General features: G+C 61.2%; 13 protein-coding genes. 5 read left to right on the plus strand and 8 right to left on the minus strand.

The genetic code is table 11. The features are described 5' to 3' along the window. Positions 1 to 115 precede the first annotated feature (115 nt). The 5 genes from folE2 to QD228_RS08390 all read left to right on the plus strand — a co-directional run bounded on the left by folE2 (position 116) and on the right by QD228_RS08390 (position 6,032). Positions 116 to 1,015, plus strand: a complete 900-nt coding sequence (gene folE2, locus QD228_RS08370; RefSeq protein WP_279875117.1) for a GTP cyclohydrolase FolE2 — start codon at positions 116 to 118, stop codon at positions 1,013 to 1,015. A 415-nt stretch (positions 1,016 to 1,430) separates the two neighbouring features. Further along, entirely contained in the window at positions 1,431 to 2,405 is a 975-nt protein-coding gene (locus QD228_RS08375; protein WP_279875119.1) for a TRAP transporter substrate-binding protein, read from the plus strand. A gap of 3 nt (positions 2,406 to 2,408) precedes the next feature. Continuing rightward, entirely contained in the window at positions 2,409 to 3,038 is a 630-nt protein-coding gene (locus QD228_RS08380; protein WP_144727211.1) for a TRAP transporter small permease subunit, read from the plus strand. Then, positions 3,035 to 4,318: a TRAP transporter large permease gene (locus QD228_RS08385; RefSeq protein ID WP_084208291.1), complete on the plus strand. Its 1,284-nt coding sequence runs from the start codon at positions 3,035 to 3,037 to the stop codon at positions 4,316 to 4,318. The genes QD228_RS08380 and QD228_RS08385 overlap by 4 nt, the downstream gene beginning before the upstream one ends. A 382-nt stretch (positions 4,319 to 4,700) precedes the next feature. Next, on the plus strand, positions 4,701 to 6,032 hold the full coding sequence (locus QD228_RS08390) for an O-antigen ligase family protein (protein ID WP_279875426.1): 1,332 nt from the start codon (positions 4,701 to 4,703) through the stop codon (positions 6,030 to 6,032). A gap of 256 nt (positions 6,033 to 6,288) precedes the next feature. Here the strand turns inward: QD228_RS08390 and QD228_RS08395 are convergent, their stop codons facing one another. The 8 genes from QD228_RS08395 to QD228_RS08430 all read right to left on the minus strand — a co-directional run bounded on the left by QD228_RS08395 (position 6,289) and on the right by QD228_RS08430 (position 15,411). Further along, positions 6,289 to 7,875, minus strand: a complete 1,587-nt coding sequence (locus QD228_RS08395; RefSeq protein WP_279875121.1) for an aldehyde dehydrogenase (NADP(+)) — start codon at positions 7,873 to 7,875, stop codon at positions 6,289 to 6,291. Continuing rightward, positions 7,872 to 8,888, minus strand: coding sequence for an amidohydrolase family protein (locus QD228_RS08400; RefSeq protein WP_279875123.1), 1,017 nt, complete (start codon positions 8,886 to 8,888; stop codon positions 7,872 to 7,874). The genes QD228_RS08395 and QD228_RS08400 overlap by 4 nt, the downstream gene beginning before the upstream one ends. Before the next feature lie 43 nt (positions 8,889 to 8,931). Then, positions 8,932 to 9,867 (minus strand): YncE family protein, encoded by a 936-nt coding sequence (locus QD228_RS08405; RefSeq protein ID WP_279875125.1) that lies wholly within the window; start codon positions 9,865 to 9,867, stop codon positions 8,932 to 8,934. A gap of 118 nt (positions 9,868 to 9,985) precedes the next feature. After that, complete coding sequence (locus QD228_RS08410; RefSeq protein WP_279875127.1) at positions 9,986 to 11,032, minus strand: DctP family TRAP transporter solute-binding subunit; 1,047 nt, start codon at positions 11,030 to 11,032, stop codon at positions 9,986 to 9,988. Between the two features lie 77 nt (positions 11,033 to 11,109). Continuing rightward, the gene (locus QD228_RS08415; protein ID WP_084208304.1) at positions 11,110 to 12,390 is read right to left on the minus strand and encodes a TRAP transporter large permease subunit; all 1,281 of its coding nucleotides are present in this window, start codon (positions 12,388 to 12,390) and stop codon (positions 11,110 to 11,112) included. Continuing rightward, on the minus strand, positions 12,387 to 13,037 hold the full coding sequence (locus tag QD228_RS08420) for a TRAP transporter small permease (protein WP_279875129.1): 651 nt from the start codon (positions 13,035 to 13,037) through the stop codon (positions 12,387 to 12,389). Before QD228_RS08420 ends, QD228_RS08415 begins: the two co-directional genes overlap by 4 nt. A 145-nt stretch (positions 13,038 to 13,182) precedes the next feature. Next, entirely contained in the window at positions 13,183 to 14,286 is a 1,104-nt protein-coding gene (locus QD228_RS08425) for a TRAP transporter substrate-binding protein (RefSeq protein ID WP_279875130.1), read from the minus strand. Positions 14,287 to 14,397: 111 nt separating this feature from the next. After that, on the minus strand, positions 14,398 to 15,411 hold the full coding sequence (locus tag QD228_RS08430) for an amidohydrolase family protein (RefSeq protein ID WP_279875131.1): 1,014 nt from the start codon (positions 15,409 to 15,411) through the stop codon (positions 14,398 to 14,400).

A 15,411-nucleotide genomic window follows, 5' to 3' on the forward strand; every position in this document is an offset into this window, starting at 1 on the left:
GCGCTCTGTTCTTCACCTCTCCTGACACTCCCCACACTTCGGCGGAACTCAGTGCCTGCCTCCCACCGGCGTGAGGGAGGCGGCGCTGAGGAGAGCCGCTCTGGATATCTGACGAATGACCGCAATACTCCCCGACGTTTCCCTGACCGAGCGCTCCCGTTCCCTGAGCCCCCTTCAGTGGGTGGGCATGCAGGGGATCGATCTGCCCGTGCTCATCGAGGAGGGCGATTACCGCCGTGAATTGCATGCCCGCGTGGATGCGCAGGTCGATCTGCCGATGCCGCACACCAAGGGCATTCACATGTCGCGCCTCTACCGTCTGCTGGATGGGCTGGCGGAGGGCAAGGCGCTGACCCCCGGCAGTCTGCGGGATGTGCTCGATGCGATGGTCGAAAGCCACCAGGACTGCACCTCGCGCAATGCCCGCGTGAAGATGGCGTTCGCACTGCTGGTGAAGCGTCCAGCGCTAGTCACGCCGGCACTCTACGGATGGAAGTCGTATCCCGTCACGCTGGAGGCCAGTCTGCGCGAGGACAGGTTCACGCTGCAGGCCAGTGTCACGGTGGGCTATTCCTCCACCTGTCCCTGCTCGGCGGCCCTGTCGCGTCAGCTGATCGAGCAGGCATTCCTGGAGGCTCACCGCAATGATGCCGCGCTGACGCCTGAGCAGGTCGCCGAGTGGCTCACCCACCATGCCACCCTGGCCACGCCCCACAGCCAGCGCAGTGAAGCGATTGTCCGGGTCACCCTCAAGCCTGAGGCCGAGGATCTGGGACTGATCGCGCTGATCGATGCCATCGAGCAGGCCGTGGCGACGCCTGTCCAGACGGCCGTGAAACGTGCCGATGAGCAGGCGTTTGCGGCACTCAATGGTCAGAATCTGATGTTCGTCGAGGACGCCGCGCGCCGCTTGATCAATGGCCTGGCGGTCTCACAGGGTGAGGCGCATGTCCATGTGCGGCATATCGAGAGCCTTCACCCCCATGATGCCGTGGCCTGGGGAGGCGGTGAGTAAGAAGCCCCCCTGCGCCATGGTGAGTGCTAGCTCATGGCCCCGCTGAAGAGACATCGAGGTTGATGTCCTGATCTGTCCAGGCCCTGCCGGCGATGCCGGTGGGGCCTTCGCGTCTGGAGCACCGCCATCAGGTGTCATGTGGTTTGCAAAACAGGCCAGATGTTATGGTGTAGAGCGATATATTGCGTATTTGTCTAGACAAAGGTCTATTTCTGCGCCAATTGGATTGACCCTTGAGTCGGAAGGCGTCTAAGTTCTGCTCTATCTGGTATGGTTTGCAGTCCACTTGAGGGAAGCGGCTCTTGCGCGTGAAGCGCTCGAAGCTCCGTCGCCAGCACACGCTCACCGTCCTCAAGCGTCATGCCAGACGCGATACGTCCATACCCATAATCAGAACAATCAAAGGGATTCGACAATGAAGCGAGTCATGCTTGCCGCCACGCTGTTAGCCGCCGCCTTGGGTACCACGACTGCGCATGCCGAGAAGATCGTGTTTGCCATCGGGGGAAGTCCCAACAGTCTGCAGGGCCAGACCGCGCAGTACTTCGCCGATAGCCTGCAAGCCCAGCTCGGCGATGAGCATCAGGTCGAGTACTACCACAGTGGGCAGCTGGGGGATGAGCGCCAGCTGATCCAGAAGCTGCGCCTGGGTACGGTCGACCTGGCCGCGATTTCCTCGGTGATGTCGTCCGTGTCACCAAGCTTCGCCCTGTTCGACATGCCGTTCATGGTCAAGGACCGCGAGCACCTCAAGCGCATCGATGACGAGATCGTGATGACGGATCTGGCCGAGGATGCCAAGTCCAAGGGCCTCAAGCTGGTCTCCACCTGGGAGAACGGCTTCCGTCAGATCACCAACAACGAGCATCCGATCGTTGCGCCAGAAGACCTGGACGGGCTGAAGCTGCGTACCCCACAGAGCGAATGGCGGACCGGCATGTTCAACGCCTGGGGCGCCAACCCGACACCGATGGCCTTCTCGGAAGTCTTTGTGGCGCTGCAGACCGGGGTCGTCGATGGTCAGGAGAACCCGCTGTCCAACATCGATGGCGCCAAGTTCCAGGAGGTGCAGAAGTACCTGTCACTCTCCAATCATGTCTATTCGCCCATCTGGTTGACCAGCAGTCAGGCTGGCTGGCACAAGATGCCCGAGGACGTGAAGGCAGCGATTGCCGAAGTCTCCGCCGAGACTCAGAGCTGGGCCTTCGCCAAGGGTGCGGAGCTTGATGACAAGCTGCTGGCAAGCCTCAAGGCGGGTGGCATGGCCGTCAACGAGGTGGACCGGGATGCCTTCGTCACTGCAAGTGCGCCGGTCTATCAGGCGTTCTCCGACAAGGTCGATGGCGGCCAGGCGCTGGTTGACCGGGCCATGGCACTGGCCAAGGAGTAAGTCATGAGCTCGCATTCCCATGCGGCCAAGGCAACCTTCCCCACCGAGAGTGGGGAAGGACTGACGGCCAAGGCTGACTTGACAGTGCTGGACAGAATCAACCGTGTGGTAGAACGCTGCCTTGAGGTATTTACCGTCGGCCTGCTGTTGTCGCTGACGGTGATCGTGCTGGCGGCAGTGGCCTTGCGTACCTTCGGTGGCTCCTTGCCGTGGTATGACGAGGTCGCCTCGATCAATCTGGCATGGCTCAGCTTCTATGGCGCTTGTCTCGCGGCCTTGAAGCGTTCGCACATGGGCTTTCCCGGCTTGATCACCAAGGCGCCCATCGCACTGCGCAGCACGCTGTTCATTACCTCTGAGCTAATCGTGATCGGATTCTTTGCCGTGGTGGGCTGGTTTGGGTATCAGGTGCTGGACGTGCTGGCCTGGGATGCCTTGATCGCCTTGCCGAGCATCGGCCTGGATGTCACCCAGTCGGTGATTCCGCTCAGTGCGGCACTCTTCATCGTGTGTGAGCTGCTGAGCCTGCCCCACGCATGGCGCAAGATGTGTGAAGGCGTCAACAGCGAAGAGGAAGAGATCGCGGAAGCCATCCGTCTGGCCGAGGAAGACCTCAAGGAGCACCGTTCATGACGCTACTGATCATTATCGCGGCCCTGTTCGCACTGGTGCTGATCAACGTGCCCATCGCGGTTGCCATCGGCACGGTGGGGGTCGTGGGTGTGGTGATCTTCATGGGCGTGGACGCGCTGGTGAACGTGCCGCTGACGCTCTTCAATGGCGCGACCAAGTTTCCGCTGATCGCGATTCCGCTGTTCATCCTCGCCGGTGCGCTGATGAACACGTCAGGCATCTCCATGCGGCTGATCAATCTCGTCACGGCGATGGTGGGGTTCGTGCGCGGTGGCCTGGCCATGGTCAATGTCGGGGTGTCACTGTTCTTTGCCGAGATTTCCGGCTCGGCTGTCGCGGACGTGGCAGCCACGGGGTCGGTACTCATTCCCGAGATGAAGAAGCGCAAGTACACGCCAGAGTTCTCGGCGGCCATCACCTCATCCTCCGCGTCATTGGCGATCATCATTCCGCCGTCGCTGTCGATGATCCTGTATGGCGCCATCGCGGATACCTCCATCGTCAAACTATTCGTGGCGGGGATCATCCCGGGCCTGTTGGGGGGATTCGGCCTGGCAGTGCTCTGCTACTACTATGCCCGCAAGTACGACATGCCGCGTGAGGCTGCCTTCTCGCTGTCGGCGCTTGGCAAGGCATTCCGGGAAGCCTTCTGGGCGCTGACGTTGCCGGTTATCATCCTGGGCGGAATCTTCGGCGGCTTCGTGACCGCCACGGAAGGGGCGGGCATCGCCGTGCTGGCGGCGCTGGTCATCGGGGGTCTGGTCTATCGCGAGTTGAATTTGCAGGTGCTGTATCGGGCGGTGATCGATGGCGTGATCCAGACGTCCGTCGTCATGCTGCTGGTCGCGACCTCAGCCGTCCTGGGGCTGTTCCTGACCGAGATGCAGCTGCCGCAGCAACTGGCGCAGGAAATCACCTCACTGACCACGGACCCGGTGGCGGTGCTGGCGTTGCTCAATATCCTGCTGCTGTTGCTGGGGATGTTCCTGCATGGTGCAGCGGCCATCATCCTGGTCGTGCCGATCGTGATGCCGCTGATCCAGCAGATCGGGATCGACCCGATCCACTTCGGCCTGATTCTGACGCTAAACCTCGCCATCGGTCAGCAGACACCCCCCGTTGCCTCGGTGCTGGCGACCTCCTGCTCGATTGCCAGAACGGACATGTGGGAAACCACCAAGGTCAATCTGCCGATGATCTTCGTGCTCTTCCTGGTGCTGATGCTGGTCACCTACGTGCCGGCGATTCCCATGAGCCTTGTCGAGCACTTCTATGGGTGAGTGTTTGATTGATAGGTAGAGAGGTAGGTAGATAAGTAGGGCAGTGATGGAGACTGCTCACCAGACACGCCAAGGCCGCCCTTTGAGGCGGCCTTGGCGTGTCTGAAGCAGACGAGTGGTGGATCTAGTGATGTCTCCCGTGCCTCGAAGTTAGATGATTACGATTTCAGAGGTCTCCTACCTATTGGGTCTCTGGCTTGAAGTGCTTGTGGGCCAAGCCTACTTGGCGTATCTGGGGAAGGCTTCATGCTAGCGCTGGCTCTTGAATCTCTTTATCTTCGCATAAATCGTGTCGCTGAATGGTTACGCAGGGGAAGCAAAAAAATTCTTATTGTTGTAACATTTCACTTTTCATCCTGTCTGGAGATGGTGAGTGAGTATTATGGTTATAAATAAGTGGGATGAAGGGGCTGGCTGGCATAGTCCAACATGGTTGCGGTACATCGGCGTAGCCGCCCTGATGATATATACATTTTGTAATATACCGGCAGGCAATATTGCCAAGCCAGCAGAAACCTTGCTGGCCTTCTCTGGCTTGATCGCCTTCTGTCTCTGGGGGAAAGGATTTCGACGTCCAGTGCTTCTATTGCTCGGGGCAGTCGTGGCGGTGCAGTTGATCTCCTGGTGGGCAGGATTGTCTCATCATCCGCAATGGATGGACTCGTCGCCAAGATTGGCACTGCTTGCCAAGCTGTTCATATTCATCAGCGTCGCCTGGTGGCTACGCGGCAGTACGCGAAATACACTGCTCCTATGGGGAGTAGCGGCGACGGGTTTTTTATTGACAACCTTTTTTCTGGCGCCGTCGAATGATGAAAACTGGATAACAGGACTTTCCGGTGAGAGAGCTGATTTTGGCATACGCAATGCGCAACATTCCGCAATGTTCTTTGGTACTTTATTATTGGGGCTGGTAGCATTTTCTAAACGTATCTGCCAGCCAGGGAGTCGCCAAGGAGCGCGCATTACCTTATGGGGAATGGCAGTGATTATCGCGCTGGCAGGTATAGTCGTTGGTCAAACGCGGGCAGTCTGGATTGGTACGATAGTATCACTGGGTTTGGGGCTGTCGGTCTGGGGCGGCTTTGTCGTAATGCGTCGTGGTGCCCGCCAATTCTTAAAATACCTATCAATATTTGTGGCTGTATTAGCCTTATTGGTGGTAGTGTTTGGAGTAGGTTTGGGGGATTCACTAGAAAAGCGTGTCAATAAAGAAAGTGATGTAATATCCCATGTGTTGCAAGGTGAGTTTTCCCAGGTCTCTTATTCGAGTGTAGGCCTTCGGGTCAATAGTTGGATTGAGGCAAGCAAGTGGATTGCGGAGCGCCCACTAGTGGGATGGGGAGCAGAAGGCAAAAAGCTCGTGATGCGTGAGACAGCCAGATTTCCGGATTGGGTGAGGGAAAATTATGGTCATCTACATAATTTCTTCATGGAGACGTGGGTAGCTTATGGCCTATTGGGTGTGCTGGCCATAGGTGCATTAATGATATGGATCGGTCGTGCGACTTGGTTGGCTTGGCGAGCAGGAGTCATGCCAAGTGATATGGCTTTCTTTGGAATGATATTCTTTGTCTACTGGATGATCATCAATCAGTTTGAGTCGTACGACTCTTTCTGGACAGGATTGTATATCCATAACATTATCGTAGGTGGGTTGGTCACTCATTACTGGCGTTGGCGTCATGAGCAGCAGAGACAGATTGAAGATTAGCCTGATATCCCTTTCATGCCTCAGTGATATTGATGGGGCTCATGTTTTAGTAAGGCATTGAACATCCAAGCCCCACACAGTTTTCTCTGTGTGGGGCTTTTTTCATGCTGGAACATCTCTGGAGCGAAAGTGTCTCTTCATTTCGGTAGCTGCTGTCTCGCGCTATCGGGAATGCGGTAGGCCCTGCTATCGGCAAGTGTGGCTGGCATATCATCTCCCGCCGCTCGCAGACGTCAGACGTTATGCTTCATTGATCTCATCGCATGACCTGGCGCATCCCATCCACCAAGCGGCTGATGTCTGAGGGCGCATCGTGCTTGAGCTCCGGCGGGAGCAGGGCATCCGGCAGGTCTTGATAGCAGACCGGGCGCAGGAAGCGGTGAATGGCGGCGGTGCCGACCGAGGTGGTGCGGCTGTCGGAGGTGGCGGGCCAGGGGCCGCCGTGCACCATGGCGTCACAGACTTCGACCCCTGTCGGCCAGCCATTGACGAGGATGCGGCCTGCACGACGCTCCAGCACTGGTAGCAAGTGGCAGGCCGCGGTGTGATCTGCCTCATCGAGATGCAGCGTGGCGGTCAGCTGGCCTTCGAGTGCACTGCAGACCTGCTTGAGCTGAGCGAGACCCTCGCATTCGACGATCAGCGAACTTGAGCCGAAGACTTCCGCCTGCATGGCCTCATTGGCAAGAAAGTCACTCGCCTGGGTGCTGAACAGCTGTGTCTGACACGGGCTGGCGATGGAAGAGTCGCTTTCACCGCTGGCCAGACAGGTGATGCCTGGCTGTTCGGACAGGCTCGCGACGCCTTGGGCATAGGCCTTGTGGATGCCGGATGTCAGCATGGTCTGCACCGGGCTTGCCTGAATGGCAGGGATGGCCGCCTGCTTGAAGCGTTCCAGCGCTGCGCCTTTCACTGCCAGCACCAGGCCCGGGTTGGTGCAGAACTGCCCGGCGCCCATGTTGAGCGAGCCGACGAAGGCCTCACCCAGCAATTCGGCGCGGGCTTCCAGGGCCGCTGGCATCAGGATGACCGGATTGATGCTGCTCATCTCGGCGTAGACTGGAATCGGCTGCGGACGCGATTGGGCGAGCGTCAGCAGGGCGGTGCCCCCACTGCGCGAGCCGGTAAAGCCGACCGCCTGGATCTCGGGATGCTTGACCAGTGCCTGACCGACCTCATTGCCGGGTCCGAACAGCAACGAGAAGACGCCTTCTGGCATCTGACAACGCCTGGCGGCGCGAGCGACGGCCTGACCGACCAGTTCCGAGGTGCCCGGGTGGGCCGAGTGTCCCTTGACCACGACCGGACAGCCTGCGGCGAGTGCGGAGGCGGTATCGCCGCCGGCCACCGAGAAGGCCAGCGGGAAGTTGCTGGCACCGAAGACGGCGACCGGGCCAAGCGGGATCTGACGCTGGCGCAGGTCTGCCCGCGGCAGGGGAGTGCGCTCCGGCAGTGCAGGATCGACGCGCACATCCTGCCACTCACCGCGACGCAGCACCCTGGCGAACAGCTTGAGCTGGCCACAGGTGCGACCGCGTTCACCGTTAAGGCGTGCCTCAGGCAGGCCGGTTTCCTGCATTCCGCGCTGGGTCAGGGTCTCGCCGAGTGCCTCGATCTCCTCGGCGATGGTCTCGAGGAAGATGGCTCTTTCTTCCGGCGTCGTGGCGCGATAGGCATCAAAGGCCTGGCCGGCCAGTCGGCAGGCGTCTTCCACATCCCCTGCATTGGCCCCCGGGTAGCCGGGTGCCAGGCGCTCTCCGGTGGCCGGATTGATGGCGTGGATCGCCTCGCCCTTGGCGGCGAAGCTGCGCTGTCCGATGAGCTGATGGCCGTTGAGTGTCATGGTGCCTCCTGTCTGGCATGTTGGGTGGGTCTGGCATCGTGGGTGATAGCGGCAATCGGCAGCCGATACCAGTGAATGGCGTTGTCGTGCAGAACCTGGTCGAACGCGATCTGGCGTTGATCGTGAGACGCCGTCTGCGCGATGGCACCGGTCACCAGTGATAGCCAGTCGCCATAGCTGACCTTGAGGCCGGAGACCGGGAAGTTGCTGGCGAACAGGCAGCGACGGGGGCCGAAGACGTCCAGTACCTCGCAGAGCAGCTCGTGATTGGCGCTGGTATCCCAGGCATGCCAGGGCGTGCCCAGTTCCGAGAGCTTGACGGCGACATTCGGGTTCTCAGAAAGCGCCCGCATGCCTGCGCGCCACTGGGCGAGGCCTTCCGGCGTGCGATCCCACGGCAGGCCGCTGTGATTGAGAATGACGCGCAAGCCGGGGTAGTCCTGAAGCGTCGTGGCCGCCTCTTCGAGATGCCAGGCGGGCACGCGCAGGTCCCAGCTCAGGTCACGCGCTTTGAGCAGCGCCAGTCCCTCGCACCAGCGTGGGTCCTGCAGACTGCCGCTGGCTCCCGTTACCGACTGGCGGGTCTGAGGTGTGGCGGCGGTGACCGGCTTGGCACGCACGCCACGAAACAGCGCTGAGTCACATTGCGCGTCCAGCTGTGCGGCGCACGCCTCAGTGCCGAAGGCCGCCCAGCCGACATGCGCACTCGGCAGGCCATGAATGGCTGCTTGCTCGGTAATCCATCGCGTCTCTTTCTCAGCCTGTGGGCGTGACGCTTCGGCTTCGCAGTGCACGCTGCCTATCAGGCGATAGCCCGCGGGGATCAAGCGCTTGAGATCCGCGACCTGAAAGGGCTGGCGAATCGCGGCATAGTCGCCGAGAAAGAAGTTCTCCACCGGCGAGTCTTCCAGCCAGGGATACGCCACCTGGCCATCCAGCGCCCAGAGATGGTGGTGCGCATCGATCAGCGGCTGGCTTTGTGAAGGTTCGCGCTGTATTGGGGTATCCGTCATGACTGGCTCGTGTCCTGGCAAGAAGTATCAAGTGCCCACTGACTCAGTGGTCACGCACCAGCAAGCAAGACACGTCCGGTTCGGCGCGCGTCGCGAAGCTTCGGCGTACCTGGCCGCTCTCCAGATCCAGCACCGCGATGCGATCCCCCTTGAGCGAGACGAAGGCCTGCTCGCCATCCGGATGGAAGCTCATCGCGATGGGAATCGCCTCAAGCTGGATGGTGCCCAGCGGTGCCAGCGTTTCATCGAACAGCGATAGCGAGCTCTCGCCGTAATTGGTGGTGATCAGGCGGCCTCTGGGGTCACGGTAGATGCGATTGGGGTCACGTCCGGTGGTCGCCGAGGCGCGCACGGTCATCGATTCGGTATCCACCGCCACGATGCTGTCATCATCGCGATTGCTGATGAACAGGGTGCGGCCATCGGCGGACAGGCTGTTGCCCTCCGGCTTGCGGCCCGGAATCATCGCGATGGGCGCGAAGGTGGCATCGTGTGGCTTGAACTTGGTGATGGTGTTGCTGAGCAGGTTGATGCCGTAGGCCCAGTCGCCTGCCTTGGTGAGTGCGAACAGGTGGGTCTTGTAGCCACCGGAGGACACGGCCAGGTCTGGCGTGGACTGGGTCAGGGGCGTGTTGAACAGCAAGAGGGTGTTGTGGCCCTCGCTCATCGCATACAGACGATCCTGATCATCGATGCCCAGGCCGTGAATGCGGTAATACGGCCAGGTGCTGAGCGTGTTGACCAGCGTGAAGGTCTCGAGATCGACCACGAACACCGAGCAGCCGCCCTGATCGCCGATGCAGTCGGCGCCGAGGATGCCGTAGTGGCCCACGAAGGCGTAGCGACCGCTGGAATCGACCACGAACTCGTGCGGGTAGTCCGGAAGGCGCAGGTGGTTGAGTTCTTCACCACTGGTGGCATCAAACAGGCTCAGGGTGTGGGCACATTTCTGGTTGAGCAGCAGAACATCTCGGGACATGACATTTCTCCAATCAGCGAGGGCCTGTTTGTCAGGGCCTGGATATCAGGCTCTGGTTATCAAGGGCCTGTGCCCTCGCTGGAGTGACAGATAGGGAAAACGAAAAAGCGCTTGTGCGTTACTGAGTCACGGCGGCCGTGGTCTTCTGCGTGCCTTGCGGCTGGGCGTCGGTCGCGACATCGGCACTGGCCTGACTGGCGCCCTGGATGGCATCGATCCAGTCACGGCCATTGGCGGCGATATAGCTGTCCCAGGTGGGCAGCACGACTTTCTGGAAGGCGGCGGTATCGACCTCGGTCTCGATCTTCATGCCCTTGGCGGCCAGTTCAGTGAGAATCTTCTGCTCGTTCTTCGCGTTCAGTTCGCGCTGATAATCACCGGCCTCACGTGCTGCGCTCACCAGCACCTGCTGATACTCCGGTGACAGGCTCTCGAAGGTGTCGTCGTTCATCACCATCAACAGCGAGGTATAGGCCTGATTGGTCAGCGACAGGTAGTCCTGCACTTCGTAGAAGCCTGCCGACCAGACGATGCTGATCGGGTGGTCCTGCGCATCGACCGTGCCCGTCTCCATCGCGGTGTAGAGCTCACCCAGCGGCATCGGCACCGGGTTCGCGCCGAGCAGGGAGAAGGCCTCGATCAGTGACTTGTTGGAGTTGGTGCGCATCACCAGGCCATCGACATCCGCGGGTGTCTTGATCGGGTGCTTGGAGTTGGTCATCGCGCGGAAGCCGACCTCCCAGAAGGCCAGGCCCTTGAGGTTGTCCTGCTTGAGCAGTGCCAGGGCATCGTCGCCGACCTTGCCGTCCAGCACCTGATAGGCCGTCTTGCGGTCCGGGAAGATGTAGGGCAGATCGAAGGCGCCCAGCGCCGGCTGCAGGCCCGCGAAGTTGGGGTTGCCGGACAGCTCGATATCGATGGTGCCGCTGCGTACGCCGGCGATCATCTGCTGGTCACCGCCGAGCACGCCGTTGCCGAAGATGTTGACGGTGATCTCGCCATCCGTGCCTTCCTTGACCAGCTCGGCGAAGCGCTCGGCCGCCTGTTGCTGGGTATCGGTGGTCGGGGCCGCGTGGGCCATCTTGAGCACGGTGGCTGCATGCGCGGCGCTCATTGGCGCAAGGAGAAGCAGGCTGGCGAGGGAGGTCTTGAGCATGGGCGTCATGGAAAGGCTCTCTTGTCGTTGTTGTCGTGAATGGCTCGGTTGTCGTGAGTGGCGCTGGCGGCCTGCAGAACTGCGGGTCAGTCGGTCATCCAGTACAGGGGAACGGTGATGATCTGCGGGAAGGCCACGAACAGCAGCAGGATCACCACATAGGCGAGGGCGAAGGGCGCGACGCCACTGACCGCCTTCTCGAACTTGAGGTTGCCGACGCTGGTGATCACGTTGAGCACGTTGCCGACCGGCGGGGTGATCAGGCCGATGGCGCAGTTGAGGACGAACATGATCCCGAAGTAGACGGGATCGATACCGGCCAGCTTGACGATGGGCATCAGGATCGGCGTGAGCACCAGAATGGTCGGCGTCAGGTCCATCACCATGCCGACCACCAGCACGATGCCCATGATGGCGAGCATCAGGATGCGCGGATCATCGGCCAGCGGCTGCAGCAGACCGGCGACCATCAGCGGCAGCTGGGCGATGCTGATCAGCCAGGAGGCGACCATCGCGGCGGCCACCAGGAACATCACGATGGCGGTGCTGCGCGCGGCCTGGGCGAGGACGGCGTAGAGCTGGCTCAAGTCCAGTTCGCGGTAGACCACGGTGGCGACGAAGATGGCGTAGACCGCGGCGACCACGCCGGCTTCGGTCGGGGTGAAGATGCCGCTCTTGATGCCGCCGATGATGATGACCGGCAGCATGATGGCCCAGAAGCTGTCCTTGAGTGCCTTGAGGCGCTCACGTCCGCTGGCCTTCTTGGTGACGACCAGATCTTCCTTGCGGGTCATGAACAGCCACATCACCACCAGGGTCACGCCCATGATCAGCCCCGGCACGATCCCGGCGAGGAACAGCTTGCCGATCGAGATGCCACCGGCGACCCCGATGATGATCAGCGGAATCGAGGGCGGGATGATCGGCGCGATGATCCCGCCGGCGGCCATCAGGCCGGAGGAGCGGCCCAGCGGATAGCCCGCCTTGCGCATCATCGGCAGCAGCATGCTGGCAAGCGCAGCGGTATCCGCGACCGCGGAGCCGGACAGACTGGCCATGACGATGGCGGCGAAGATGGCCACGAAACCCAGTCCGCCCTTGCGGTGACCCACCAGCGACATCGCCAGCGTGACGATGCGCTGGGAGAGCCCGCCACGCGACATCACTTCCCCGGCGGTCAGGAAGAAGGGAATGGCCAGCAGGGTGTAGCTGTCGGCGCCGTTGACGAGGTTCTGGGCCAGGATCTGCGAGTTGAACAGATCCAGGTGCAGCATCAGCACGATGGCACTGACCAGCAGCGCAAAGGCGATGGGGAGGCTCAGGCCGATGGCGGCCAGCAGGGAGCCGAGGAAGAGCCCGATGGTCATGGCGTGTCTCCTTGCTGATCAGATGAGGGGCTGGCGGCATTCGGTGGCGTGATGCCATGCAGGGCAAGGGGCGTCAGCAGTCGCCACAGCAGGATCAGCGACATCAACACGCCTGCCATCAGGCCGGCGAGGTAGAAGACGCCGACGGGAGTGCCGCTGATGGGAGAGAGATTGCGCCAGTTGAGCACCGTCTGGTCGAAGCTGCCCTTGAGCAGCATCAGGCAGCAGCCGAGCATCACCAGGGTGACGACGCGATCCAGCACCCTGCGACATGCCGCCGGCAGCTTGTCGGCGAAGGTGTTGACGCTCAGGTGCTCCTGACGGATCAGCGCCGTGACCGCGCCCATGAAGGTGACCCACACGAACAGGAAGCGGGACAGCTCGACACTGATCGAGATGCCGCTGTTGAAGCCGTAGCGCAGCACGACATTGACGAAGACCAGCGCGATCATCGCCACCAGTGCCAGCACCATCAGCAGGGTGAGGGCCTTCTCCAGTCCCTTGAAGATCGTCGTGATGCCGGTGGCAGTGCGGGTAGGCGCCGCTGACGCCAGCGAGGTGGCGTGGCTTCCCCGTGACTCGGCGGATGGCGCGATGGGCGGTTTGATCGACATGGATAACGGCATCTCTTGGGTCAGTTTGTTCATGGTGTTATCCCCGAAGGAAGCATCTCGATGACGGCGCGACAGTGCGACGCTGTGGCGAGTCGTGGCAGCACTGCCGCGGGTCGTTTTCTGAGACTGGTCACCGGAACGGGTTGCTCAGACTGGTTGCCGGGACTGGTTATGTTGACTAACGGGCGTCGGCCAGCGCTGCCTGGAATTGCGTCACCACCGCCGGGTCCAGTGCCTGGGTGTGCTGCTGGATCACCGGTGCCAGTGCCTCACGCATGCGCTGACGTTCACTGTCCGCCACCACGTTGACGGTCATCTTGTCCTGCAGCTCGCTCAGCAGTTCCTCGTTCATGGCGCGGCTCTGCGCACGCTGATACAGCGTGGCTTCACGAGCGGCCTCGCGGACCAGCTGGCGTTGGGCGTCATCGAGTGACTGCATGAAGCCTGCCGAGGCGACCAGCACCTGGGCGTCATAGGCATGCGCGGTGCGCGAGAGGTATTTCTGGACTTCGAAGAAGCGCTTGGCGTCGATCACGGTGTAAGGGTTTTCCTGACCATCCACCGTGCGGGTTTCCATGGCGGTGAACAGTTCATTGACCGACATGGGCACAGCGTTGGCATTCAGTCCGTTGAAGAGGTCGATGTAGAGGGCGTTCTGCATGGTGCGAATCTTGAGGCCCTCGATGTCCTCGAGCGTCTCGATGGGACGGCGGCTGTTGGTCATGTGACGGAAGCCGTTCTCCCAGTACTCGAGTGCCACCAGCTTCTTGTCATCGAGGCTTGCGAGCAGGCCACGGCCGGCCTCGCCATCCAGCACCGCATCGGCGTGTTCACTGTCATCGAACTGGAAGGGCAGGCTGACGATGTTGAAGTCAGGGTTGAGGCTGCTCAGCGTGGCGGTGGAGGGCGCGGTGAAGTCCAGGGTGTTGGACTGCAGCATCGAGGTCATGTTGACGTCATTGCCCAGAATGCCGTTGGAGAACACCGTGATGGTGATCTCGCCATCCGACTTCTCCTCGACGAGCTCCGCAAACTTCTTGGCGCCCAGTGTCTGGGGATGCGCCTCCGGCAGGCTGGTGCCCATGCGCGCGGTGATCTCGGCGTGGGCGGTGGTCGCGAAGGTCAACATCAGCCCCAGGGTGGAGACCGTCTTGAGCAGGACGTTCGTGTGCTGGGCTTTGTTGAGCAGCGCTTTGTTGGACTGGGCTTTGTTGAGCAGCGTTTTGTTGGACTGGGCTTTGTTGACCAGCGTTTTGTTGAGCAGAGCGTGGCGGATGGACATGGCGAATTCCTTGCGAGTTGTTGTTATGGCAATCGTTGCTATGGCAATCGTGGTGATGGCGATCGTTGCTGAGTAGATCGTTGCTGAGGTGTCCGCTGCGGTGTCGATCGGTCACTGGACGCTGGTGTCCAGCGAGTAGCAGCGCACGGCGTTGTCGCAGAACAGCGCGAGTCGCTGCTCGGGACTGAGCGGACGACTGAGTGTCTTGAAGCCCTGAAACAGCGTGTCGAGAGAGGTCACCAGCCCATCGACCGGGAAGTTGCTGGCGAACATCACGCGCTGGGCCCCGAAATGACGCAGCACGCTGTCGAAGACCTCGCGGTTGTCTTCCAGACGCCAGGCCTGACCCGCAATCCCGAGACCCGAGAACTTGATCATCACCTGCGGCCAGACGGCGACCCTGGCGAGGGCATGTGACCATTCCCGCAGGGTGTCGGGATCACGATCCCCGGGCACGCCGGCGTGATTGATCACCACCGGCATCTCGGGATGGCGCTCCAGCAGCGGCAGCAGTTCCGCCAGGTGCCACCAGGGCACCTGCAGCTCGAAGATCAGCCCGTGGCGGGCGACGTCACTGACGCCGGACTGATAACGCGGGCAGCGCAGCGAGCCGGGCAAGGCGTGGGTGGCAAGCGCCGGATCGTGGCGCTCCAGTGCGGCCGGCTTGTGACGAATCCCCTTGACCCTTCTTGATGTGCAAAGGCTCTCGAGCTGCTCGCCGATGTCATCCTGATCCAGCCAGGCCTGGGCGATCATGGCATCGGGCCAGCCGCTCTCGCGGGCAGTCTCCTCGATCCAGCGCACTTCCTTGAGCGCATCGCCCCGCGCCCATTCCGCCTCCATGTAGACACACCCCAGCAACCGATGCGCCTCGCCCGCCGCCTGGAGATGCTCGGCGGGGAGGTAAGGGCGACGGATCGCGGAGTAGTCGCCGTAGCGGAAGGGGATCATCGGCTCATCACACAGCCAGGGGTGGTAGTTCTGCGTCGGGTCCCAGACATGCATGTGGGCATCGATGATCGGCAGATCTTCCTCCTCGCGAGTGGCCAGATAACGTTTGCGCTGCTCGCCCAGTTCGGCAAGAGACACGGGCACTGCCGGGGCCTGGAGTGAGTCAGAGAGCAT

The organism is Cobetia sp. 3AK (assembly GCF_029846335.1).
Taxonomy (GTDB): Bacteria; Pseudomonadota; Gammaproteobacteria; order Pseudomonadales; family Halomonadaceae; genus Cobetia; species Cobetia marina.